20 protein-coding genes are annotated in these 23,074 nt (G+C 64.9%); 12 read left to right on the forward strand and 8 right to left on the reverse strand.

Annotated features, from left to right (window positions below):
* Nucleotides 1-5: 5 nt before the first annotated feature.
* Nucleotides 6-995, forward strand: a complete 990-nt coding sequence (locus M0209_RS00895; protein WP_258886295.1) for a glycosyltransferase — start codon at nt 6-8, stop codon at nt 993-995.
* The gene (locus M0209_RS00900; protein WP_258886296.1) at nt 992-2,044 is read left to right on the forward strand and encodes a glycosyltransferase family 4 protein; all 1,053 of its coding nucleotides are present in this window, start codon (nt 992-994) and stop codon (nt 2,042-2,044) included. Before M0209_RS00895 ends, M0209_RS00900 begins: the two co-directional genes overlap by 4 nt.
* Here M0209_RS00900 and M0209_RS00905 read toward each other — a convergent pair.
* From M0209_RS00905 to M0209_RS00915, 3 genes are read right to left on the reverse strand one after another with little or no spacing between them, the layout of a single operon-like run.
* Nucleotides 1,966-3,228 carry an O-antigen ligase domain-containing protein gene (locus M0209_RS00905; protein WP_258886297.1) on the reverse strand — a complete coding sequence of 421 codons (1,263 nt, stop codon included), beginning with the start codon at nt 3,226-3,228 and terminating at the stop codon, nt 1,966-1,968. The two genes, M0209_RS00900 and M0209_RS00905, sit on opposite strands and share 79 nt — an antisense overlap.
* On the reverse strand, nt 3,183-4,619 hold the full coding sequence (locus M0209_RS00910; RefSeq protein WP_258886298.1) for a hypothetical protein: 1,437 nt from the start codon (nt 4,617-4,619) through the stop codon (nt 3,183-3,185). Before M0209_RS00910 ends, M0209_RS00905 begins: the two co-directional genes overlap by 46 nt.
* Nucleotides 4,616-5,629, reverse strand: coding sequence for a polysaccharide biosynthesis/export family protein (locus M0209_RS00915; RefSeq protein WP_258886299.1), 1,014 nt, complete (start codon nt 5,627-5,629; stop codon nt 4,616-4,618). The genes M0209_RS00910 and M0209_RS00915 overlap by 4 nt, the downstream gene beginning before the upstream one ends.
* Before the next feature lie 340 nt (nt 5,630-5,969).
* Between M0209_RS00915 and M0209_RS00920 the strand changes: the two genes are divergently transcribed.
* Nucleotides 5,970-7,334, forward strand: a complete 1,365-nt coding sequence (locus M0209_RS00920) for a sigma-54 dependent transcriptional regulator (protein ID WP_258886300.1) — start codon at nt 5,970-5,972, stop codon at nt 7,332-7,334.
* 134 nt (nt 7,335-7,468) lie between these two features.
* Here the strand turns inward: M0209_RS00920 and araD1 are convergent, their stop codons facing one another.
* Entirely contained in the window at nt 7,469-8,449 is a 981-nt protein-coding gene (araD1, locus tag M0209_RS00925; RefSeq protein ID WP_258886301.1) for an AraD1 family protein, read from the reverse strand.
* Between the two features lie 64 nt (nt 8,450-8,513).
* On the reverse strand, nt 8,514-9,155 hold the full coding sequence (locus M0209_RS00930) for a putative quinol monooxygenase (protein ID WP_258886302.1): 642 nt from the start codon (nt 9,153-9,155) through the stop codon (nt 8,514-8,516).
* Nucleotides 9,156-9,284: 129 nt separating this feature from the next.
* On the opposite strand from M0209_RS00930, the gene yajC reads away from it, so the two are divergent.
* Genes yajC through secF form a run of 3 tightly spaced genes read left to right on the forward strand, consistent with a single transcriptional unit; the run spans nt 9,285 to nt 12,216 of the window.
* Nucleotides 9,285-9,626 (forward strand): preprotein translocase subunit YajC, encoded by a 342-nt coding sequence (gene yajC / locus M0209_RS00935; RefSeq protein WP_258886303.1) that lies wholly within the window; start codon nt 9,285-9,287, stop codon nt 9,624-9,626.
* Nucleotide 9,627: 1 nt separating this feature from the next.
* Nucleotides 9,628-11,223: a protein translocase subunit SecD gene (gene secD, locus M0209_RS00940; protein WP_258886304.1), complete on the forward strand. Its 1,596-nt coding sequence runs from the start codon at nt 9,628-9,630 to the stop codon at nt 11,221-11,223.
* A 12-nt stretch (nt 11,224-11,235) separates the two neighbouring features.
* Nucleotides 11,236-12,216, forward strand: a complete 981-nt coding sequence (gene secF, locus M0209_RS00945) for a protein translocase subunit SecF (protein ID WP_258886305.1) — start codon at nt 11,236-11,238, stop codon at nt 12,214-12,216.
* Here the strand turns inward: secF and M0209_RS00950 are convergent.
* Nucleotides 12,213-13,379, reverse strand: a complete 1,167-nt coding sequence (locus tag M0209_RS00950) for a glycosyltransferase (RefSeq protein ID WP_258886306.1) — start codon at nt 13,377-13,379, stop codon at nt 12,213-12,215. The genes secF and M0209_RS00950 overlap by 4 nt on opposite strands.
* Before the next feature lie 47 nt (nt 13,380-13,426).
* Nucleotides 13,427-14,266, reverse strand: coding sequence for a class I mannose-6-phosphate isomerase (locus tag M0209_RS00955; RefSeq protein WP_258886307.1), 840 nt, complete (start codon nt 14,264-14,266; stop codon nt 13,427-13,429).
* Between the two features lie 87 nt (nt 14,267-14,353).
* On the opposite strand from M0209_RS00955, the gene M0209_RS00960 reads away from it, so the two are divergent.
* The 6 genes from M0209_RS00960 to M0209_RS00985 all read left to right on the forward strand — a co-directional run bounded on the left by M0209_RS00960 (nt 14,354) and on the right by M0209_RS00985 (nt 22,458).
* The gene (locus tag M0209_RS00960) at nt 14,354-15,127 is read left to right on the forward strand and encodes an outer membrane protein assembly factor BamD (protein ID WP_258886308.1); all 774 of its coding nucleotides are present in this window, start codon (nt 14,354-14,356) and stop codon (nt 15,125-15,127) included.
* A gap of 132 nt (nt 15,128-15,259) precedes the next feature.
* Nucleotides 15,260-16,903, forward strand: a complete 1,644-nt coding sequence (recN, locus tag M0209_RS00965) for a DNA repair protein RecN (protein WP_258886309.1) — start codon at nt 15,260-15,262, stop codon at nt 16,901-16,903.
* Nucleotides 16,900-17,229: a hypothetical protein gene (locus M0209_RS00970; protein ID WP_258886310.1), complete on the forward strand. Its 330-nt coding sequence runs from the start codon at nt 16,900-16,902 to the stop codon at nt 17,227-17,229. Before recN ends, M0209_RS00970 begins: the two co-directional genes overlap by 4 nt.
* Nucleotides 17,220-19,256 (forward strand): NAD-dependent DNA ligase LigA, encoded by a 2,037-nt coding sequence (gene ligA / locus M0209_RS00975; RefSeq protein WP_258886311.1) that lies wholly within the window; start codon nt 17,220-17,222, stop codon nt 19,254-19,256. The genes M0209_RS00970 and ligA overlap by 10 nt, the downstream gene beginning before the upstream one ends.
* A 36-nt stretch (nt 19,257-19,292) precedes the next feature.
* Nucleotides 19,293-20,252: an amidohydrolase family protein gene (locus tag M0209_RS00980; protein WP_258886312.1), complete on the forward strand. Its 960-nt coding sequence runs from the start codon at nt 19,293-19,295 to the stop codon at nt 20,250-20,252.
* Nucleotides 20,253-20,337: 85 nt separating this feature from the next.
* Nucleotides 20,338-22,458: a S9 family peptidase gene (locus tag M0209_RS00985; RefSeq protein ID WP_258886313.1), complete on the forward strand. Its 2,121-nt coding sequence runs from the start codon at nt 20,338-20,340 to the stop codon at nt 22,456-22,458.
* On the opposite strand, the gene M0209_RS00990 is transcribed toward M0209_RS00985, so the two are convergent.
* On the reverse strand, nt 22,430-23,062 hold the full coding sequence (locus M0209_RS00990) for a DUF2459 domain-containing protein (RefSeq protein WP_258886314.1): 633 nt from the start codon (nt 23,060-23,062) through the stop codon (nt 22,430-22,432). The two genes, M0209_RS00985 and M0209_RS00990, sit on opposite strands and share 29 nt — an antisense overlap.
* Nucleotides 23,063-23,074 lie beyond the last annotated feature (12 nt).

The raw sequence follows: 23,074 nt of genomic DNA on the forward strand, positions 1-23,074 counted from the left end.
AGCCGATGACGAACGCGCCAATGGTTTCGGTGGTGATGCCGGTCTACCATGTTGCGGCATTTGTGGGCGAGGCCGTCGCCTCCGTGCTCGCTCAGCGCTATGACGATTTCGAGCTTATCATCGTCGACGATGGCGGTGACGACGAAAGCGTTGCACTCTGCCGGGCGTTCGGCGATCCGCGGATCCGCGTCGTTTCGCAGGCAAACCGGGGCTTGGCGGGCGCACGCAACACCGGAATCGCGGAGGCGCGTGGGCGATACATTGCGCTCCTCGACGGCGATGACCGCTGGCATCCGGACAAATTGATGCTCCACGTTATCCATCTCGAGGCGGATCGCACGGTTGACGTTAGCTATGCGGGATCGCGAATGATCGATGCGGCAGGACGGCCGCTCCGTGTCGCAATGCGGCCCCGCCTTGCCGACGTCACAGCGGCGCATTTCCTGACGCGCAATCCGGTCGGCAACGGATCGGCGGCGGTGCTGCGGCGGACCGCGCTCCACCGGGTCGCGTTCGCGCACCCCGACACGCCGGAACGGCGCTGCTGGTTCGACGAAAGCTTCCGGCAGTCGGAGGATATCGAGCTGTGGCTGCGTATGGCGGCAGGACATGGCTGCCGTTTCGAGGGGATCGCCGGCCTCCTGACCGATTATCGCATCGTCAGGGGCGGCCTGTCGGCGAACATCGTTCGCCAGTTCGAAAGCTGGCAGCGCGCGGTCGACAAGCTGGCGGGCTATGCGCCTGACCTTGTCGCGCGGCACGGCAACCGGGCGGCCGCGTACCAGCTCCGTTATCTCGCCCGCCGCGCGGTCCAGCTGGGCGATGGCCCCTTTGCTGCCGCGCTCGTACGCCAGGCGCTCATGCGCGATCCGGCGATCCTGATCGCCGAGCCGGTCAAGACCGCAATTACCGCGCTCGCTGCCTTTGCTTTGCGCTACATGCCAGCGCCCGCGTTCCGCGCGCTCGGCACACTTTATCTGGGGGCTGCAGCATGACTTCGATCCGCGTCACCCATCTGATCGACGACACCAATTTCGGCGGGGTGATGCGCGGCCTGCGCATGTTCGACCGTCCCGAATTCGCCAGAATCGGCACGATCGAGACGATCCGGGTCGAACCGCGCCGACGGCTGTCGCCCCGCTATCCTGCCGACCTCATTGTCACTCATTTTGCGCCGTGCTGGGCAATGATCCCCTTTTTGTGGTCGCTCAAGCTGCGCCATCCGCGCGCGCGGCTCGTTCATGTCGAGCACAGTTACATCGGCTGTTTCGAAGCCGCGCAGGTGCCGAACCGCACACGCTTCCGGACGATGCTTGCGCTGGCGCTGGCGCCGTTCGATGAAGTCGTCTGCGTGTCGGACGCCCAGGCCGGCTGGATGCGCGCCGCCGTGCCCTCGGTCGCAGCGCGTACCCATGTGATCAACCCCTGGGGAAGCGTCTCCGGGCTCGATGCCGTAGCCCCGGTCGCGCACGCAACCGCCGGGCCGCTCGTGCTCGCGGCCTACGGCCGGTTTGATCCGATCAAGCGGTTCGACGTGCTGATCGCAGCCATGCGTCGCCTGCCGCCCGACCGCTTCCGGCTCGTGCTCGGCGGCTTCGGGCCTGAGGATGCGGCGCTGCGTGCTGCCGCCGAAGGGTTGTCGCATGTCACGTTCGCCGGGAGAGTCGAGGACGTGCCGGGATTCCTCGGTGGGTGCGACGCGGTGGTCATCCCGTCACGCTGGGAGACGTTCGGCCAGGTCGCCGAGGAGGCAAAGGCGGCGGCGCGTCCGATCGTCGTCGCAGATGGGCCTGCGCTCGCGGCGCACATCGGACAGGCGGGCCTCGTCGTCGACTGCAGCGATCCCGCCACTCTGGCCCGTACGCTCGCCCTGCTGCCCACGCTGCCGCTGCGCCGCATGGGGGAGGCGGGGCGCGCGAGCCTTGCCACCGCCGCCGCAGACCGTGTCGCGCAGTGGCTCGCGCTTTACGAACGCGCCGTGCCCCGCTTGGCATCGCTGCGCGCCGCTGTGCCGATCAGGATGAGCCCCGGCCAGATCAGATAGCCGAGTACTTCGAGGTTTTCTCCGAAGGAATAAAGCAACAGCACAAACAGCAACGCGAGCGCCCGCCGTGCTTCGTGCAACCGGCCGGCCTCTACGGCCGTCAGGATCAGCGATCCGAACAGCGGCACGGCGAGTGCGAGCACACCCACCAGCCCCTTGACGAACAACAGGCCGAACCAGCTGTGATGGCTGCCGATCGGCATATATTCGACAAGATGAGGTCCGCGTTCGACAATGCCATGGCCAAACCATGGCGCTTCGTTGCGCCACCTCTCGACCGCGATCCGGCCCAGCGTCGCGCGCACTCGGCTTGAGGCCGCCCTTGCGCCGTTGAAATCGCTCGTAGCCTGTTGGGCGAGCGCGAGAAGGCTTTGAGCAAAGAACCCGGCGAGCAGCGCGCCCGGCGCTGCCGCGAACCAGGTCGAAGGACGGGCGAAGCGCGCGACCAGCCAGGCCGTCGGCCAGGCGAGCACGATCGCGACGAGGGCCAGCCGCGATTGCGACATCAGCGCCATGGCAAGTGCGGCGGCAATGCCGATCGCCCGCCACCCGCGGTGCCGCTCTTCGCCCGCGATCAGCGCGGAGATGGCCGCGACGAACCCGATCGCGGGGGACCAGGGCGCGAAAAACTGCCAACGGGGCGCGCTCGTTCCCGGCTCAAAGGTGTACAGAATTGTCGAGAAATATTCGGGGCCCGAACCCCCGAGCACGACCAGGGGCGAGACCCAGAGCGTTTTGGGCAGGCCGACATAGGGCGCGACCGCAAAGATCGGAATCAGCGCGAGCGACTGCGCGCCGAGGCGGCAGGTTGCGCGCACGATGACGCTGCTACGGATCGGCAGTACCGCCCCCGCGAGCGGGAACAGCGCGAGCAGTGCCCAGCCCTTGGCCCAGCCCGCAACCGATTTGAGCGTCTGCGCCGCGCCGAGATCGTTTTCGATGTGGCCGACGAGCAGGGCGACGAGCATCACTGCCATCCCGCCGAGCCATAGCATGACGAGCGCGCCGGGCGGGCGCGCGTGACCGAGGTAAAGCCGCGCGCATGCCATTGCCCCGAGCGTCCACCCGAGCAGCGGCCCGGCAAAGTAAAGCCCGCCGATCAGCCACAAGACCCAGGTCGCGGCGATCGTGCCCGCGATCAGGCGTTCGGCAAGAGACGCTGGATGATCGGTTGGCGAAGCCATAGCAGCAGGAATCCGACGATGAGGAGGACCGATGCGCCGATCGCGCCGGCGAGCGCGAGGAGCAACGAGGGCGAGGACGGCTTGATCGGCAGCGACGGCGCCTCGAGCGTTTGGACGAGCGGGTATGACGCGAACGGATCGGCTTTGTTGGTGTCGAGCCGCGCCAGCGCCGACGAAAAAACGGCTTCGGCGACACGCTGTTCGCGGACGAGGTCGGCGAGTTGCGCGGCGGTGCCGGCGAGTGCAGTCGTCTCGGCATTCTGCTGGCCGATCTGCGCGCGGATCTCGGCGGTGGCGGCGCGCGCGCCCGCGCTGTCGCCAAGACGCGACACAAGCGCCTCGAACAGCCGCTCGCGGCCGTCGCTGACTGACAGATCGGCGAACGTCATCAGCGTGCGCCCGTCGAGACCGGTCAGCGCACGGCCGCGCGCGATGAGCGCATCGCGCACGCCCGACTTGCGTGCGTCGAGCTCTTCGACCGTCGCGTGCTGCGGGCCGAGCACCGACCCCTTGTCGGTCGCCGTCGTCGCCACCTCGGCATAACGATCGAGCAGTGAGCGGAAGAGTGGATCGGCTTTCAGGATCATTGCGCGCCGCGCCTCGGCCGGACCGATCTGGAGAGCGCCGGACAGTTGGCTCGTGGTCGCCGCTTGGGCGCGCTGCGTCGTACGCGCGACGCGCTCTCGGTCGCGCAGCGTGTCGAGCGCGGAGATGCGGCTGTTGAACTGGTCGAGCGAGACGAGGCCGGTGCGCCCCTGAAAGGCAAGCACACGCTGCTGCGCGTCGCGGGCTTTGCCCTGGAGCGCGGCGATCTGGCGGCGGTCATTGGCCTCGCGCGTCGCCGCCTCGTCCTGGCGGAGTGCATCGAGCCCGGCAAGGAACGCGCGGCGCAGTGCTTCGGCGCGGGCATGCGCCTTGGCAGCGGTATGCCCGCTTAAGGTGACCTCGATCAGATTGGTCTGATCGGTGAGGGTGACGACCGGCTTGGGGAAAGCGAACGGATCGTCGCCCGCAAGCCGGGCCGCCGCGCGCAGCGTGACGTCGGCGGCAAGCAGGCGCTTGTAGCTTTCGGTCGGGCTGAGCGTCGATCCGCTGAACGGCGAGGCGGTCGTCGTCGTCGCCTGCCCGATCGTTTCGACGTTGATCGATCCGCCGACGCCGGTTCCGGGCAGGATAAACGTCATCCGGCTGGTGTAGCGCGGCGGTGTCGCGACAACATAGAGTGCGGCGAGCGCCCAGATTACGGCGAGCGAGGGGCCGAGCGTAAGCGCATAGCGGCGGTAGCGGCCAAACGAGGGCAGCCCGTCGCGAACCAGCCGCCAACCGCGTACCAGCCGCCGAGTCGTATCGGGCGCAGGTGGCGCGGGCGGCGAAAGCGGCTCGTGCTTCATCGCGCGGCCCGGCTCAGCACGATTGCGGGTGTAATGGCGCCGGCTGTACTGCCCACGAAGCCGACCGCATCGGCGAAGTTCATCCAGCGGCTGTCGTAGCAGGCGATGGCATCGTTGGGCATCAGATAGGGGTCGAGCGCGTCTCGATCGGCGCTGCGTACCAGTTCCTCGACGCGCCGTTCGACGACAATGCTCTGGCCGTTGAGCGGATTGCGCGAGATCAGCACCGCGCGCCGCCCGGCGTTCATCGCCGAACCGCCGACGCAATTCATGCTGGCGAGACCCTGAAGCAGCCGGGTGCCATAGGGCAGGCTCGTACTCTGCGCGTCGACAGCGCCGCCGGCGTTGTTGTTGGCCGGGCGTGACAGGTTCGACATATAAATGCGCACGCCGCCTAGCGTGACCGAAGAAGGGCGGACGAGTGCCGCATCGAAACAGCCGCGTGACGGCACGGTGATCCGGTCGCCAGCCGCCAGCTCGACATCGTCGACCGGTGCGCCGTCGAGAGCGCCCGAAACATCGATGGTATAGACCATGGTGCCACGTTCGAGGTGTATCCGGCGCAAATCGGCGTCGGGGCGTACCCCACCCGCCGCACGCAGCGCCGCCGTCAGCGTACGACCGCCGTTCATGTCGCCATTGGCATCGCGCAAGCCCATACGCTGCACCTCGCTGCGCTCACCGACCGCGACGATGCCGCTGGCGAAGACCGCACCCGCGACGGGCAGCTTGATCGCGGTCGCCTCGACAAGGCGCAGTGCAACAGCGTTGCGCAGCGCCCGGACCTGTCCTGCCGCCAGCAAGGCGTCGGAGAGCCGATGTTGCGCCGCTTCCGGGGCGAGTCCCACGACGGCGACGGGACCAAGCCCCGGAAGCGTAACCTGCCCGTCGGCGGCGATGACATAATTGCCCGTCACGCGATCCGCATCTCCCAGCAGCTCGATCCGGAGGCGGTCACCGGGTGCGAGCCGTGCACCGCTCGGCAGGCCATTTGCTGCGGGGGCCGGCATGGGCTGGGCAGGAGAGCAAAGTGCAGTCGGTCCCTGCGGCGCTTGCCACGCGCTTGCTGGGCGGTTCTCCGGGAGACGCCCTGTGGTACAACCGCCGAGCGAAGCCAATGCGGCCAGCGTCGCTGTTCGTGAAATTCGCATTTTGCAGTCCCCAAGCCAGTCCTGGAACCTCCGGTTCAAGCTTCGTGCCAATTCAGGCCGGCCTTTGCGTTCTGCCCGGCGAAACCTCCATATCGGCACAATTCCATGGCAGATCGCAGTCGGAACGGACGCAAGCGCAAGGCTCGCTTTGCAAAATGCAAATAGTCAACACACCCGTAACCAAAGTGCGGGGCAGGACATGACGGGCAAGGGACGGATCCTAATTATCGACGATTGTGCGGCCGATGCGGCCGAAATGGTGGCGGCGCTTGAGCGGGCCCGCTTCGATGTTCATCGAACGCCGTCGAGCGCACAGGCGGTGGCGCTGCTCGACAAGGGCTGGGATGCTATCCTGATTGCGCTGACGACGGTGGGCGGCGACGCTCTCTCATTACTCGCTTCTGTCGTGCAGGCGGGCGATCAGGCAAGCGTGATCGCGATCGACGGCAAGGGCGCGGTCGAGAATGCGGTCGATGCGATGCGGCGCGGCGCCCATGATTTCCTGGTGAAGCCGGTGACGCGGGACAGGCTGGTCGAGGTCTGTGCCCACGCGGTCGCCGAAGCGGTCCAGCGCCGCAATACCCGCTCGGGCCGACGGGCGAACGATCGCAAGGGGTTTCAGGGTTTCATTGGCAGCTCGATCCCGATGCAATCGGTCTATAAGGTGATCGACGGCATAGCGCGGTCATCGGCGACGGTCTTCATCACCGGCGAGAGCGGGACGGGCAAGGAAGTCGCCGCTGAAGCGCTGCACAATGCGAGCGATCGCCGAGCCAGGCCCTTTGTCGCAATAAATTGCGGGGCGATTCCTGAAAATTTGCTCGAATCGGAAATCTTCGGCCACGCCAAGGGCGCGTTCACCGGCGCGACCGAGAATCGTATCGGCGCGGCACGGATGGCCGACGGCGGTACGCTTTTCCTCGACGAAATCTGCGAACTCGACATCAAACTCCAGGTCAAGCTGCTGCGCTTCCTGCAAACAGGCATGATCCAGCGCGTCGGCAGCAGCACAGCGGAAAAGGTCGACGTGCGCGTCGTCTGCGCAACTAACCGCGATCCCGTCGTCGAAATTCTGGAGGGGCGGTTCCGCGAAGACTTGTTCTATCGGCTCGCAGTGATGCCGCTGCACCTGCCGCCGCTGCGCGAACGTGGCACCGACGTGCTGCTAATCGCCGAAGCCTTTGCTGAGCGGTTTGCGAAGGAAGAGCAGCGCGCGCGCACCGGTTTCAGCGAGGCGGCGCGTACCTATCTGCGCCAGCATGACTGGCCCGGCAATGTTCGCGAGTTGCAGAATGCGGTGCGCCGCGCCGTCATCCTGTCAAGCGGAAGCCCGATCGACGCGGCCGACCTGCGCCCCGCTTTTCCACGCGCCCGACCCGAAGGGGCCACGCTGCCCGCCGTTGTCGATGATGCGCCGCAGACACTCGACAATATCGAACGGCTGGCGATTGAACGTGCGGTCGCGCGTGCCGATGGCAGCCTGACGATCGCGGCGCGTGAATTGGGGGTCAGTGCCTCGACGCTCTACCGCAAGCGCGAACGTTGGCAGGCCCGTGCGGCTTGAGCGCTCGCGGTCGCCATTCACGTGCATAGGGTTGGGACAGCCTATACCGGGCGCTACGCACTTTGCGAGGGGTACGGGGGACCGGAAAGGGATTGCTGGTGACGATTGGAGGCTTGGACGAGGGCTATGCCCAGTCAAAGCGCAGAAATTGTTACGATCGCGTCGGCGGGCTGGCGGGCCAGAGGGTTGCGCACGGCAAAGCTGAAGGCGTCCGCCTCGATCTCGAAGATGTCGCCTGCCTGTGGCGCGATCCCGTCGGCGAATGAGAGCGTCGCCGTGCCGAAGAAATGAACGTGAACGTCGCCGGGTCGGCGAAACACCGGATTCTTGAAGTGGTGATGTTCAAGATTGGCGATGCTGTGCGACATATTGCTTTCGCCGGTCAGGAAGGGCCGCTCCCAAAGCACGGTGCCGTCGCGCAAGATGCGCGAGATGCCGCGCACGTCCGACGGCAACTCTCCAAGCAGAAGTTCGGGCCCGAGGGCCGCCTGTCGCAGTTTGGAATGCGCGAGCCAAAGGTAGTTGTGACGCTCGGTCATATGATCCGAAAATTCGTTGCCCAAGGCGAATCCCAAACGGCACGGTCGTCCGTCGGCATCAATTACATAGATACCCGCAATCTCCGGTTCTTCTCCGCCGTCATTGGCAAAGCCGGGCATCGTGAGCGCCGCGTTCGGCGCGACCAGGATCGAGCCATCGCCCTTGTAGAACCATTCGGGCTGCTGGCCGATTTGGCCTCGTGCAGGCTTTCCGCCCTCCAGGCCTTCGAGAAACATGCGCATCGAGTCGGTCGCGCCGCCCGCTTCTGCGGCCCTGTGCATCTTGTCGCGTCCTTCGGCGGATCCGAGGTGGGTCAGGCCAGTCCCGGTCACGAGAAGATGTGCCGTGTCGTCATGGTCGATGGCACACAGCAGCTCGACCTCGGTCAAATCGATCGCGTTGGATCGGCGTGCCATGGCGATCTCGCCAAGCGTCGCGCGTTGAGATAATGCCTCTTGGGCCAGTTCCAGTGTCGTTCTGGAACCGGCGACCCGCCATGCGTCGCCGCTGTCGTCTAGGGCAGCAACGCCCCGCGTGCCATTTTGACGGAATTGAACCAGGGACCGCATCGGCATCGCTCCATATTGCCTTCAACACGGCGCAAACCGCACCGTGGGTTCTCGCTATTAAGCTACAACCTTACCGCTCCACCAGCACGCGTTCCCCCTCCGCATCATAGGCCTTGACGCTCATGCTCACGACCTTTGCCGCCCCAAGCTCGGCATTGAACACCGCCATGTGCGGCGTGGCGAAATGCGCGGTCAGCGCCGCGTGGTCGCGCCATTTTTCGGCGATGTGCAGCACCTCGGGGTCGAGCACATCGCGCGAAAAAGCGTAGAGTTCGCAGCCGTCCTCGGCGCGCGTCGCCCTTACCTGGGTGTCTATCGCTTCCTGCATCCGGTCGATCTCGCCGCTGGCGCAGCGGACGTCGCCCAGGACCACAACCGTGTTCCTGTCCTCATATTCGGGGCGAAAGCTGGTCGCGGGAATTTGCAGCAAACGCCGCACGATGCCACTTTCATAGCTTTCGATCGCTGTCGCGACGACGCTTGCCGCGCGCATGCCGATGTTGAATTCGACCATATGATCGCCGACCATGTGCGCCGCCTGTGCCGCACGGGTGCGCCAGCGTTCGGCCACGCGAAGCAGATCGGGTTCGAGCACGTCACGGCCGATGCTGTAATGCTCGCAACCATGGAATTCGCGGACGGCGGCTACCTGTCTTTCGATGGGCAAATGCAGCCGCGCGATGTCGGCGTTGCGGACCCTCAAATACCCCATGACCAATAACACGGTCTCAACTCCATTCCGACCCCGACCCCTTTGCGCGCTGGGTTAACGTCCGGTTGCGCGGGGCTGCCCCCTCTGTTAGTCGCGCGCCTTCCCCGATTACAGGCTTAATTTACACCGATGTTCACATCCCCCGCCTATGCCCAAGCCGCCGGTGCTGCTGCGCCTGACGGCATGTCGGCCTTCTTCGTCCAGATGATGCCGCTGTTGCTCATCTTCGTCGTATTCTGGTTCCTGATCTTTCGCCCGCAGCAACAGCGCGCCAAGGATCAGCGGGCCAAGCTGGAAGCGGTGAAGAAGGGCGATCAGGTCGTCACCGGTGGCGGATTGATGGGGAAGGTGACCAAGGTCGATGCCGACACGGTCGAAGTCGAGATCGCGCCGAATGTCCGCGTGAAAGCGGTCAAGGCGACGCTGGCGGATGTTGTGACCAACACGCCGGGCAAGGCAGCGAACGACTGAGATGCTCGATTTCCCGCGCTGGAAAGTCTGGTCGATCACGCTGATCCTGATCGTGGGCGTGTTGCTCGCGATTCCCAGTCTCATGCCTGAAGCAACCGCGAAGCAGCTGGGCATCGGCAGCGCGCCGCGTATCAATCTGGGCCTCGACCTTTCGGGTGGCAGCCATTTGTTGCTCGAGGCGGAAACCGGCGACGTCGCCAAGCAGCGGCTCGACCTGATGGAAGATGCGGCCCGCACCGAATTGCGGCGCGCGACGCCCGAAATCGAGATCGGCGATATTTCGACGTCGGACGGCGCGCTGAGTTTCTTCGTGCGTAACCCGACGCAGGTCGATGCGGCGGTCGAGAAAGTTCGCACGCTGACCAGCCCCGTGGGCGTCACCGGTCAGCGCGATTTCGATGTGCGTGTCGTCGATTCGACGCGCGTTACGATGACGCCGACGCAGGCTGGCCTGAGCGCGGCGGTCGAAAGCGCGATGCAGGTTGCAACCGAAGTCGTGCGCCGCCGCATCGACGAGCTGGGCACGCGCGAACCGACGATCATTCGTCAGGGATCTGACCGCATCATCGTGCAGGTGCCAGGCTTGCAGGATCCGCAGGCGCTGAAATCACTGCTCGGCAAGACCGCCAAGCTCGAGTTCAAGCTGGTCGACCTGACCGCCGACCCCGCCGAAATCGCCAAGGGCAATTCGCCTCCGGGAAGCCAGATACTGCCTTATCCGGAAAGTGCAGGAGGCGTTATCGCGGTCAAAAGGCGTGTGATCATCAACGGCGATGAGCTGTCGGATGCGACGCAGGGTTTTAACCCGGAGAACAACGCGCCGGTGGTGAACATCAAGTTCAACAGCCAGGGATCGCGGAAATTCGCGCGCGTCACGCAGGAGAACGTCGGCAAGCCGTTTGCAATGATCCTCGACGGCAGTGTTTTGTCAGCGCCCCGCATCGAGACTCCGATTCTGGGCGGCTCGGCGCAGATTACGGGCAACTACACGGTAGAATCTGCCAATTTCATGGCGATCCAGCTGCGCTCGGGCAAATTGCCGGTGCCATTGAAAGTGATCGAGGAACGCACCGTCGGGCCGCAGCTGGGGGCGGATTCGATCCGCGCGGGTGTGATTGCCTCGGCCATTGCAACGCTCGCGGTCATCGTCTTCATGCTCGTCACCTACGGCCGCTTCGGCGTCTACGCGAACCTTGCGGTCATCGTGAACGTGTTCATCATCCTTGCCGTGATGGCGTTCCTCAGCGCGACACTCACCCTGCCGGGCATCGCCGGTTTCGTGCTGACCATCGGCACCGCGGTGGATGCGAACGTCCTGATCAACGAGCGCATCCGCGAGGAACAGCGGCGCGGGCGCAACCCGATGCAGGCTGTGGAACTCGGCTATAAGGAAGCGAGCCGCACGATCTTCGAGGCGAACACCGTCCACTTCATCTCGGGCGTGGTCATGCTGCTGCTCGGCTCGGGCCCGGTCAAGGGCTTTGCCGTGGTGTTGTTGATCGGGATATTCGTATCCTATTTTACAGCCGTTTTCTTCACAAGGATGCTCGCCGCGCGCTACCTGCGCCGCAGCCGTCCGACTGTCCTCCATATCTGATCGGGCCCGCCCATGCGTTTGCTCAAACTCGTTCCCGACAACACCAATATCGGCTTCGTCCGGCTGAAAAGCTGGGCGTTCGGGCTGACCCTGCTGCTGTCGATCCTGTCGGTCGCGGCGGTCGCCTATAAGGGTCTCAACCTCGGCGTCGATTTCGTCGGCGGGCTGATGATCGAGGAGACGTTCACCGCGCCGCCCTCGCTCGACAAGGTCCGCGAAGTGGTCGACCGGTTGGGCGTCGGCGAGGCATCTTTGCAGCAGTTCGGCGACCCCAAGACCGTGTCGATCAAGCTGCCGCCGCCGACTTCGACCGATGCTGGCGCGACCAATGCCGTTGTCGCCAAGGTGAACGCGGCGCTGGCAGCGGAGTTTCCGGGAGCTAAATTCTCCAAGCAGGACTCGGTGTCCGGCAAGGTTTCGGACGAGTTGATCCGCAATGGCATCCTGGCCGTGCTGATCGCGGTGTTCGCCATCGCGGTGTTCAGCTGGCTGCGCTATGAATGGCAGTTCGGCGTGTCGACCTTTGTCGCCATCGGGCATGACCTGTTGATGACGCTTGGGTTCTTCGCGATCACCCAGCTCGAATTCGACCTGAACATCGTGGCAGCGGTCCTCACGATCATCGGCTATTCGATCAACGACAAGATCGTCATCGACGACCGTATTCGCGAGAACATGCGGAAATACCGCAAGATGGACATGGGCGCGCTGATCGACCTGTCGGTCAACGAGACGCTGCCCCGGACGGTGATGACCTCTCTGACGGTGTTGCTGGCGCTCACGTCGCTGCTGGTCTTCGGCGGCCATGTGCTGCGCGGGTTCACGGCGGCGATGATGCTGGGAATCGTCGTCGGCACCTATTCGTCGATCTATGTTTCGTCGTCGTTGCTGGTGGCGCTCGGCCTGAAGCCCGAAAATTTCGACCGCAAGATCGAGGCCAAGGCAGCCAGCGGTGCCGAACGGATGACGCGCCGCGACGAGGGGCAGGTCTAGCTTCGACGTTCGACGAGGCTGCGGAGGTGCGCGTAGAGCGCCGCCGTATTCGCTTCCCAGCTGAAACGGTCGACCGTCGCCGCCGCCGCAGCGCGTTCGGGCGGATTGGCGAGTAGCTCCTCGACGGCTGCTGCAATTTGAGCTGCGTCGCGGGCCACCAGCCGCCCCGCTTCGGGCCGGTCGATCAGTTCGCGCGCGCCGCCGACGTCGCATGTCACGACCGGTGTGCCCGACGCCAGCGCTTCGACCCAGGCATTGGCGAGACCCTCCGACGCGGACGGCAGCGCCATCACGTCCGCCGCCGCTAGCCAGTCGGCGATGACGGCTTGAGGCAATGCGCCGGTGAAGCGCACACGGTCGGCCACGCCCAGCGCGATTGCCTTCGCCCCGAGCGCAGCCTCGTCCTCACCCTTGCCGATCAAGACCAGTGTGGCGCCGGGAAGAGCGGGCAGGGCGTCGATGACAAATCCCTGTCCCTTGCGCGCGATCAACGCGCCGACGCTGACGATCAGCGGCCCCGCCACGCCTAGCGCCGCCTTTGCCGCCGCGCGGTCGCGCACATCGAACACGGTCTTGTCGATGCCGGTGTAATGCACTGCGATGCTATCGCCGGGCATCCCGAGCGCGACCATATCCGCCTTCATCGCGGCGGACACCGCAAGCATCCCGTCTGCCGCTTGCCCCGCCGCGATCACCTGTGCGCCGGTCGCCGGGTTGCTGCCCCAATGATGGATATCCGCGCCGCGTGCCTTGATCGATAGCGGTACGCCGAACTCTTTGCCGAGCGCGACCGCCGCAGGGCCGTCGGGCCAGAAGAACTGTGCGTCGATCACGTCGAAAGGAAAGGTCGTGCGCAAATCGGTGAGCGGTCGCCTCAACGCGCTGGCCAGCGCCTTGGCATCGCGTCCGCCAAGTCCGGGCAGATGGGTGAAGCGCGGACGGTGGACGCTCAGCCCTTTCCAGGTCTCGGTTTGCGGCAGTCCCGCAAGCGCGCGGTAGCGCGGGTGCAAGCGGCCCAGCGGCGGCAAACCTATCGGCGCGACGACCTGCAACTCGACGTCGGGATGCGCGGCGAGGCCCAGCGTTTGCCGTTCGACGAAGGGCCCGAAGGTGGGTCGCGTCGCGTCGGGGAATAGCGTGGACAGGGTCAGGACGCGGAGCATTGTCGCGACTTAGCCCGAAGAGCGTAAAAATTGCACCTCGGTGCGTGTCAGGCGAACAAATCCACCCGGTCCTTGAGCGGATAGGCGAACAGTATATCGCTCCCCGCGTCGGGTGCGATTTCCACCGACCCGTCAGCCATCCAGCACTCGCCCGCCGCAAACGCCGCGCCGTCGACCGTACCGCCGCCGGTCACCGGCACCAGCCAGCCCGACACGCCGTCCGGCAAGGTCACCGTCCGCGCGCCGTCCCACGACCAGCGTTCGAGCACGAACTTGCCGCCCTCGCACAGGATCGTTCGCCCCGGGGCGATCTCGCCCGGCACCGGCGGGGCCACGAACGGTACCGGATTGCTTACCGCAATCCCTGCCTCCAGATGCAGTGCGCGCGGGCGGCCGTAATCGTACAGCCGATAGGTCAGATCGACATTCTGCTGCACCTCGATCAGCGTGATCCCCGCGCCGATGGCATGCACCGCCCCTGCGGCCGAATAGATGACGTCCCCTGCCTTCACCGGCTTCCAGTCGACCATATCGACAATTGCGCCGTCGAGTGCGCCCGCCGCCAGCGCCTCGCGGCTGGTGACCTCGCGCGTACCCAAAGCGATTGTCGAATCGGGTTCGGCAGCGAGCACCAGCCACGCCTCGTCCTTGCCGCGCTTGTATCCGGCGGCGCGAGCGGTTGCATCGTCGGGGTGAACCTGGATCGACAGCCGCTCGCTGGTGAAGAGGTATTTGACCATCAACTCGGGGTCGGCGACGTCTTTGGCGTCGAACCAGATTTCGCCGACCGCCGCACCGCCATCGGGCACATCGCCGAATCCCGGCCACAGCTTGTGGCGTCCCCAGGGTTTTTCGACACGAAGCGTGGTCAGGCGTTTGGCAGGCATAGTCCGGTCAATAGCCGCGACGGGCGTTCGGTTCCACTGTTGGCTTAGCGCTTGGCGTCGTCCGCCAACCCCGCTAAGACCCCGCTAATGCGTAACCCCCTCCGCCGTACCGCCACCCTTGCCGCGCTTGCCGCAATCGTCTTCACCGCCGGTTGCGCGACCAACCGCAAGAAGGGCGACATCGGCTATGTCGCCCGCGACGTCGACACGCTCTATTCGGCGGCGAAGGACCGGCTCGACCGCAGCCAGTACACGACGGCGGCGATCCTGTTCGACGAGGTCGAACGCCAGCATCCCTATTCGGTGTGGGCGCGCCGCGCGCAGCTGATGAGCGCGTTCAGCTATTACATGGGTGGCGATTACCAGAAGTCGATCGAATCGTCGCAGCGCTTCCTGTCGATCCATCCGGGCAACAAGGATGCGCCCTACGCCTATTATCTGATCGCGCTCGATTATTACGAGCAGATCAGCGACGTGACGCGCGACCAGAAGATCACCCAGCAAGCGCTCGATTCGATGAACGACATCATCCGGCGTTACCCCGACTCGCGTTATGCGGCGGACGCGCGGCTGAAGATCGACCTCATCCGCGATCACCTTGCCGGCAAGGAAATGGAGATCGGGCGTTTTTACGAGCGGCGCGGGCAATGGCTGGCGGCAGTGGTTCGTTTCCGCAAGGTCGTCGACGAATACGACACGACCTCGCACACGCCCGAGGCGCTGCAGCGTCTGACCGAAAGCTATCTCGCGCTCGGCATCCCCGAGGAAGCGAAGAAGGCGGCGGCAGTGCTGGGCGCGAACTATCCGGGCAGCAAATGGTATCAGCGGTCGTTCGAACTGATGCAGAAGCATCCGTCGTGACGCGCTAGGATTTAGCGGAGCTAAATCCAGCATTCGCGACACGACCGGCCGGCCTCGCCGACGCGAGGACCGACGACTTGGCTTTGCCAAGTCGCCTTTGCGGTCCGGATTTTGTTCGCTAAACGTGCCGCGATGCTTTTGGCGCTTTCCATTCGCGATGTCGTGCTGATCGAGGCGCTCGACCTCGATTTCGCCGATGGGCTGACCGTCATTACTGGCGAGACGGGCGCGGGGAAATCTATCCTGCTCGATGCGCTCGGGCTGGCGCTCGGGTCGCGCGCCGCGAGCGGACTGGTGCGGCAGGGGGCGGGTGCGGCGAGCGTGACCGCGACGTTCGAGCGCGACGCCGTCACCGACGTATTGCTCACTGAAAACGGCATCGGTCCCGAACCCGACGAACCGCTGATCGTCCGCCGCACGGTCAAGGCCGACGGCGGCAGCCGCGCGTTCGTCAACGATGTCGCGGTGTCGGGCGCGCTGTTGCGGACCTTGGGCGAGGGACTGGTCGAAATCCATGGCCAGCATGACGACCGGGGATTGCTCGCGCCTGCCGGACACCGCGCGCTGATCGATGCTTTTGCGCGGGTAGATTTGACGCCCGTCCGCACCAGTTTTGCCGCAATGCGCGCCGCCGATGCCGCGCTGGCGGAGGCGCAGGATGCGCTTGCCAATGCCGAGGCCGACCGCGACTGGCTGACCCATGCGGTCGCCGAACTCGATGCGCTGGGGCCGGAAGCGGGCGAGGAAGAGGCGCTCGCCACTTCGCGCGCGGCGATGCAAAAGGGCGCGAAGATCGCCGACGATCTGGAGGCCATCGACACGCTGGTCGCCGCCGCCGACGGGGGGCTGTCGAAGCTGCGTCAGGCGGCGCGCGCGCTCGACCGGATTGCGGGCGACCATCCGCAACTCGCCGAGGCGCTGGGCGCGGTCGACCGCGCGATCATCGAGGGGTCGTTCGCCGAGGACTATCTGCGCGCTGCGTCGGAGGCGCTGTCGTTCGACCCCGCGCGGCTGGATGCGGAGGAAACCCGGCTGTTCGATCTGCGTGCCATGGCGCGCAAGCACCGTGTCCAGCCCGACGATCTGGCGGCGCTGGCGGCGGAGTTGCGGGGGAAATTGTCGGCCATCGAAGCGGGCGGCGAGGGCCTGGCGGCGCTGGAACGCGATGCGAAGGTCGCGCGAACGGCATATCGCGCGGCGGCGGACGCCCTGTCCGAGGCGCGCCGGACAGCAGCGCTTCGGCTCGACGCGGCAGTGGCGGGCGAACTCGTGCCGCTGAAGCTCGATGCGGCGCGGTTCAAAACCGTTGTCGCGGGCGGGCCGGAGAGCGAGAACGGGGCCGACCGCGTCGAGTTCGAAGTCTCGACCAACCCCGGCGCACCGTTCGGGCCGCTGCTCAAGATCGCGTCGGGCGGCGAACTGTCGCGCTTCATCCTCGCGCTGAAGGTGGCACTTGCCGAGGAAGGCGCGGCGGCCACGATGATCTTCGACGAAATCGACCGCGGCGTCGGCGGCGCTGTGGCGAGCGCCATCGGCGAACGCCTGTCGCGGCTGGCTGCAAAGACGCAGCTGCTGGTGGTGACACACAGCCCGCAAGTCGCAGCGCGCGGCGACCATCATTTGCTGATCGCGAAGAACTCAGACGGGTTGGTGACACGTACGAACCTCCGCACCCTTGACGCCAGCGAACGCCGCGAGGAAATCGCCCGGATGCTGTCGGGGGCCGAGGTGACCGACGAGGCAAGGGCGCAGGCGGCGCGGCTGGTGGCGGCGTGAATCGTCCGCTGACGATTGCCGCGCTTGTGATCTTAGGAACCTATCTGTTGTTCTCGTTATGGATCGCGCCGCCACATTTTTTTGTGGTTCATGCTGGTCCAAACGCGAAATCAGCGGCTTTTGCTGTTGTTGGAGAACCTTGGCGTTCGACGCCACTTATTGCTGGATACGCGGTCGCCCGCACCGATGTGGTAGAAGCCGCCGCCGTGATCGCGATAACGAACGTGGACGGATCAGTTCGACGATGCCAGTTCGGATACTTCACCCACTGGGAAACCGAACCGCACTACCTCTCAATCAGTGAATGTGACGAGCGATGGCACTGACCGAAGCCGAAGCCGCCAACCGACTGATGCGTCTCGCCAAAGAGATCGCGCGGCATAACGGGCTGTATCACGACAATGACGCGCCCGAGGTTTCGGATGCGGAATATGACGCGCTGACCCGCGAGAATGCGGCGTTGGAGGCACAGTTTCCGCATCTGGTGCGTGCCGATTCGCCGTCGAAGCTGGTCGGGGCACCGACCACCTCGGCACTGGCGAAAGTCACCCACGCCCGCGCGATGCTCAGCCTCGACAATGCCTTTGCCGATGAGGAAGTGGCGGAATTCGTCGCGCGGGTGCGACGGTTTCTCAATCTGGCGGAGGATGCGCCGGTTGCACTGACCGCCGAGCCGAAGATCGACGGGTTAAGCTGTTCCTTGCGCTACGAAAATGGCGTGCTGGTGCAGGCCGCGACGCGCGGCGACGGGGCGGTCGGGGAGGACGTTACGCCCAATGTGCGGACGATTGCCGATATTCCCGAGCGGCTGACCGGGATCGACATTCCGCAACTATTTGAAATCCGTGGCGAAGTTTACATGTCGAAAGCCGATTTCGCCGCGCTGAACGCGCGAGGGGAAGGGGAACGGGTGTTTGCCAACCCCCGCAACGCCGCCGCGGGGTCGCTGCGCCAGAAAGACCCCGGAATCACGCGACTTAGGCCGCTGAAATTCCTCGCGCACGGCTGGGGAGAGGCTTCGGCGCTTCCGGCGGATTCGCAGTATGACGTGATGCGCGCCATCGAAAGCTGGGGATTGCCGGTCAGTAACCGCCTGATCCGCGCCGACAGCACTGCAGCAATTTTGCAGCATTACCGCAGCATAGAATCGGCGCGCGCCGACCTGCCGTTCGACATCGACGGCGTCGTGTACAAGGTCGACCGGCTCGACTGGCAGGCGCGGCTGGGCTTTGTCGCCAAGGCGCCGCGCTGGGCCATCGCGCACAAATTTCCGGCCGAGCGCGCGCAGACGACGTTGATCAGCATCGACATCCAGGTCGGCCGCACCGGCAAGCTGACGCCGGTTGCGCGGCTCGAACCCGTGACCGTCGGTGGCGTCGTCGTGACCAATGCGACCCTCCACAACAAGGATGAGATAGCGCGGCTCGGGGTCCGCCCCGGCGACCGCGTGAGCATCCAGCGCGCGGGCGACGTCATCCCGCAAGTGCTCGAAAACCTGACGCCCGGGGTGGATCGCCCCGCGTTCGTCTTCCCGACGACCTGCCCCGAATGCCAGTCCGACGCGGTACGCGAAGAAGGCGAAGTCGATATCCGCTGCACCGGCGGCCTGATCTGCCCCGCGCAACGCATCGAGCGGCTGAAGCATTTCGTGTCGCGCGGCGCGCTCGATATCGAAGGGCTCGGCGACAAGACGATTGTCGAATTCTTCGGGCTCGGCTGGCTGCACAGCCCCGCCGATATTTTCCGCCTGAAAACCCACCGCGACGAATTGCTGACGCGCGAGGGGTGGAAGGAGAAGTCGGTCGATAATTTGCTGGCGAGTATCGAGGCGAAGCGCGCGCCCGACCCGATCAAATTCCTGTTCGGCATCGGCATCCGCCATGTCGGCGCCGGTACGTCGAAAGACCTGATCCGCGCTTTCGGTTCGGTCGAGCGTGTTGCCGAAGTGGCGCAGCATGAAGATGCAGTCGCCGAACTTTCCTCGGTCGAGGGCATCGGCCCGGTCGTCGCCAAGGCGCTGGTCGATTTCTTCCACGAGGAACATAATCGCGCCGCCTGGGATGACCTGCTCGGCGAAGTCGCGCCGCCGCCCTATGTCTCGAACGTCAAGGCGTCCGCCGTTACCGGCAAGACGATCGTGTTCACCGGCACCCTGGAGACGATGAGCCGCGACGAAGCCAAGGCGCAGGCCGAGGCGCTGGGTGCGAAGACGGCGGGCTCGGTCAGCGCCAAGACCGACCTTGTCGTTGCGGGTCCGGGGGCGGGATCGAAGCTGAAAAAAGCTGCTGAACTCGGGATCGAAGTCATCGACGAAGCGGGCTGGGCCGCAATTGTAACGGGAACGGCTGCATAAATGGCCGTGAGAAGGGAAAACATTGTGCGCCTTTTCGTGACGATCTTGGCCCTCTTGTTAGCGGCCCCCGCGCTCGCCGCACCGCGCTACGCGATCATCGACATGCACATGCATGCGGAGGAAGCGATCGACGGTTATGGGCCGCCGCCGGTCACCATGTGCGCACCTTATGACATCTGGCCCGCACGCGATCCGGGACAGCCGATTGCGGCCTATCTCCAGGATTTCTCGGCCGCGCCGAAGTGTGAGCATCCCGTTCTGTCGGCGCCGACACTCGACGCGCTGCGGCAGCAAAGCCTGGCCCAGTTGGCGAAGCACAATATGCTCGCCGTCGTCAGCGGCAGCGAAAACCGCGTTGCCGAATGGAAAGCGGCGGGCGGCGACCGGGTCATCAGCGCCATCGGCAATGTCGAACTGCCCTCGATCGCGGCCCTGCGCGCTGCCCATAAGGCGGGGCATTTGCAAGTGCTCGGCGAAATCGTCGCGCAGTACGACGGGATTCCGCCGAACGACCCCCGTCTAGAATCCTATTACGCGCTGGCCGAAGAGCTCGATATTCCTGTCGGTATCCATGTCGGCCCGGGGCCTCCGGGAATCGCCTATTTCGCGTCGCCCAAGATGCGGATCGCGATGAGCCGGGCGACCCTGCTCGAGGAGGTGCTGGTCCGGCATCCGCGTCTGCGCCTTTACGTCATGCATGCCGGGTGGCCGTTCGCGGACGACATGATCGCGCTGCTTTACGCGCATCCGCAGGTCTATGTGGATACGGGCATCATCGATTATGCATTTCGCCGTTCCGATTTTCACGCCTATCTGAAGCGCCTGATCGACGCGGGGTTTGAAAAGCGGATCATGTTCGGCAGCGACCAGATGATCTGGCCCGGCACGATCGACACGGCCATTGCCGGGATTCGCGGTGCACCGTTTCTGACGGAGACACAGAAGCGCGACATACTGCACGACAATGCGGCGCGATTTTTGCGGATTGAGGGCTGACGGGCCGCGATTGTGGCGAGCACAACCGCCTGATAGCATTCGGCAATTGCCGGGTTCCGGCACCGACTCGTTCAAGGGGAAATCCATGTCGCTTCGTTTGACGACTGCGCTCGCGCTGGTCCTGTCGATACCCGTTGCTGCCCTGGCACAGACCGTCGTGCCACCGGTCGCCGCGAAAAAGCCGTTCCTTATCACCGGCCCTGCGGGCGCTCCGCCGCGCAACGACGATTACTACTGGCTGCGCGACGACACCCGCAAAAATCCGGAAATGCTCGCCAACCTCAATGCAGAAAACGCCTATGCCGATGCGGTACTCGGCCCCACCAAGCCGCTGCAGGAAACGCTTTACAACGAGATCGTCGGCCGCATCAAACAGGACGACGCCAGCGTCCCCTACCGAAAGCGCGGCTATTATTATTACACCCGCTTCGAAACCGGCAAGGATTACGCGATCAACGCACGGCGCAAGGGCAGCATGACCGCACCCGAGGAGGTGATGTTCGACCAGAATGCGATGGCGGCGGGGAAGGGCTATTTCGCGCTGAGCAGCGTCGACATCAGCCAGGATAACGGGCTCGCCGCCTTTGCCACCGACGATGTCGGGCGGCGGCAATATGTCATCCGTGTCAAGAACTTGAAGACCGGCGAAATCCTCTCCGATACAGTCACCAACGCCGAGCCCGGCGCGGTGTGGGCGAACGACGGCAAGAGCTTTTTCTACATCGACAAAGATTTGACGACGCTGCTCGGCAATAAGGTCAAGCGGCATGTCCTCGGCACTCCCGCGAGCGCCGATACGGTCGTCTATGAGGAGAAGGACAACACCTTTTACATGGGGATCGACCGGACCAAGGACGACAGGTTCATCTGCATCGGTGTCCAGAGCACGGTCAGCTCGGAATCGCGCTGCACCTCTGCTGCGGCCCCGGGCAGCTTCGCCGTCGTCGCGCCGCGCCAGCGCGACTTCCTCTATCAGGCCGATCATCTCGGCGGTCGCTGGGTGGTCCGGACGAACTGGAATGCGCCCAACTACCGGTTAATGACCTTGGCCGACGGCACCGCCTGGGGCGACCGGACGAAATGGCGCGATATGGTCGCGCACGACCCCAAGGTGTTCATCGACGATTACGCGCTGTTCGACGGCTTTACAGCGATCAACGAACGATCGGGCGGTCTCAAGCGCCTGCGGACGCTGACGGCTGCGGGCAAAAGCAGTTTCATCGCCAGCGACGAGCCCGCTTATGCAATGTCGCTCGGCACCAATGCCGAACCCGGCACCGACTGGCTGCGCTACACCTACACCTCGCTGACGACGCCGACACGGACCTTTGAGGTCAATGCCCGGACCGGCGCGCGCAAGCTGCTCAAGGAGAACCCCGCACCGGGGTATGTCGCGGCGAACTATGTCACCGAACGCGTCTGGGTACCCGCGCGCGACGGCAAGGTGCGGATCCCGGTTTCTGTCGTTTACAAAAAGGGCTTCAAGCGCGACGGCACCGCCGCCATGCTGCAATATGCCTATGGCAGCTATGGCGCTTCGACCGATCCGACCTGGTCGCCGAGCGTCACCAGCCTGCTCGACCGTGGCATGGTTTATGCGCTCGCGCACATCCGCGGCGGTCAGGAAATGGGGCGCAGCTGGTACGACGACGGCAAGATGTTCAACAAAAAGAACACCTTCACCGATTTCGTCGATGTCACCCGCTATCTCGTCGCGCAAAAATACGCGGCAAAGGACCGTGTTGCTGCGCGGGGCGGCAGCGCGGGCGGGCTGTTGATGGGCGCGGTCGCGAACATGGCGCCCGAGGACTATAAGGTGATGATCGCGCAGGTGCCGTTCGTCGATGTGGTGACGACGATGCTCGATGAAACGATCCCGCTGACCACCGGCGAATGGGACGAATGGGGCAACCCCAAGACCAAGGCGTCCTACGATTACATGCTGAGCTACAGCCCGTACGATCAGGTCGCGGCCAAGACCTATCCCGCGCTGTTCGTCGGCACCGGCCTGTGGGACAGCCAAGTGCAATATTACGAACCGGCGAAATGGGTGGCGAAGCTGCGCGCAACCAAGACCGATACCAACCCGCTGCTGTTCCGCGTCAACATGGAGGCCGGTCACGGCGGCAAGTCGGGCCGCTTTCGCAGCTATCGCGAGACGGCGGAATATTACGCGTTCATGCTGGGCCAGTTGGGAGTAAAATAGGGCGAGCGGGCGGCCACGGCACCCAGCGCATGACGTCGCCCGCGAACGGCGTCCAGATGCCAGTGCGGACGCCCGCCGCCTTGAGCGCGCCACCGGTCCACACATTGCAGGTGTTCAACGCGCTGTAGCGACCGCGTGCGGGGTAGAAGCGGTCTGTCGGGGTATAGCCGGGAATCGCGGGGCCGAGGCGCACGGTCGCGGCGATATAGGCGTGCAGGCGGGCGTATTCGTGCGCGCGCAGACGGATCGGCCGCCAGTTTTCATCAGGCAGGAAATCGCCCAGTTCATCGACATGGACCAATGTATCGCCGCTGCCGACCAGCGCCGACAGCGCGGTGCCGGGGCGGATGTCCTGCCAGCGCGGGGTGTTCAGGTAGAAATCGCGGTCGCCCCAGCCGAACGCGCGCCATTTGCCCGGACCTGCGGGCAGGACGATGCCGGTGTGCACGCCGTTGGTTTGGATGAAGATGGTGGTGCCTGTTGCTGGTTCGCGCCAGTTGGCGTTCGCGGGAATGTGGGCCAGGATGGCGGCTGCGGCGAGATAAAGGCCGACGGGAATCAGCACGAAGGTGGGGGCGATGCGGATCAGCTTTTGCGGCTTCATGCAGGGCAGTGT

Source organism: Sphingomonas sp. SUN039, assembly GCF_024758725.1.
Classification (GTDB): Bacteria; Pseudomonadota; Alphaproteobacteria; order Sphingomonadales; family Sphingomonadaceae; genus Sphingomonas_O.

What these genes read in the sequence shown, in the direction of transcription:
- M0209_RS00895 (WP_258886295.1), top strand. Translation starts at nt 6, where the DNA reads ATGACGAACGCGCCAATGGTTTCGGTGGTGATGCCGGTCTACCATGTT.
- M0209_RS00900 (WP_258886296.1), top strand. Translation starts at nt 992, where the DNA reads ATGACTTCGATCCGCGTCACCCATCTGATCGACGACACCAATTTCGGC.
- M0209_RS00905 (WP_258886297.1), bottom strand. Translation starts at nt 3,228, where the DNA reads ATGGCTTCGCCAACCGATCATCCAGCGTCTCTTGCCGAACGCCTGATC.
- M0209_RS00910 (WP_258886298.1), bottom strand. Translation starts at nt 4,619, where the DNA reads ATGAAGCACGAGCCGCTTTCGCCGCCCGCGCCACCTGCGCCCGATACG.
- M0209_RS00915 (WP_258886299.1), bottom strand. Translation starts at nt 5,629, where the DNA reads ATGCCGGCCCCCGCAGCAAATGGCCTGCCGAGCGGTGCACGGCTCGCA.
- M0209_RS00920 (WP_258886300.1), top strand. Translation starts at nt 5,970, where the DNA reads ATGACGGGCAAGGGACGGATCCTAATTATCGACGATTGTGCGGCCGAT.
- araD1 (WP_258886301.1), bottom strand. Translation starts at nt 8,449, where the DNA reads ATGCCGATGCGGTCCCTGGTTCAATTCCGTCAAAATGGCACGCGGGGC.
- M0209_RS00930 (WP_258886302.1), bottom strand. Translation starts at nt 9,155, where the DNA reads ATGGGGTATTTGAGGGTCCGCAACGCCGACATCGCGCGGCTGCATTTG.
- yajC (WP_258886303.1), top strand. Translation starts at nt 9,285, where the DNA reads ATGTTCACATCCCCCGCCTATGCCCAAGCCGCCGGTGCTGCTGCGCCT.
- secD (WP_258886304.1), top strand. Translation starts at nt 9,628, where the DNA reads ATGCTCGATTTCCCGCGCTGGAAAGTCTGGTCGATCACGCTGATCCTG.
- secF (WP_258886305.1), top strand. Translation starts at nt 11,236, where the DNA reads ATGCGTTTGCTCAAACTCGTTCCCGACAACACCAATATCGGCTTCGTC.
- M0209_RS00950 (WP_258886306.1), bottom strand. Translation starts at nt 13,379, where the DNA reads ATGCTCCGCGTCCTGACCCTGTCCACGCTATTCCCCGACGCGACGCGA.
- M0209_RS00955 (WP_258886307.1), bottom strand. Translation starts at nt 14,266, where the DNA reads ATGCCTGCCAAACGCCTGACCACGCTTCGTGTCGAAAAACCCTGGGGA.
- M0209_RS00960 (WP_258886308.1), top strand. Translation starts at nt 14,354, where the DNA reads ATGCGTAACCCCCTCCGCCGTACCGCCACCCTTGCCGCGCTTGCCGCA.
- recN (WP_258886309.1), top strand. Translation starts at nt 15,260, where the DNA reads ATGCTTTTGGCGCTTTCCATTCGCGATGTCGTGCTGATCGAGGCGCTC.
- ligA (WP_258886311.1), top strand. Translation starts at nt 17,220, where the DNA reads ATGGCACTGACCGAAGCCGAAGCCGCCAACCGACTGATGCGTCTCGCC.
- M0209_RS00985 (WP_258886313.1), top strand. Translation starts at nt 20,338, where the DNA reads ATGTCGCTTCGTTTGACGACTGCGCTCGCGCTGGTCCTGTCGATACCC.
- M0209_RS00990 (WP_258886314.1), bottom strand. Translation starts at nt 23,062, where the DNA reads ATGAAGCCGCAAAAGCTGATCCGCATCGCCCCCACCTTCGTGCTGATT.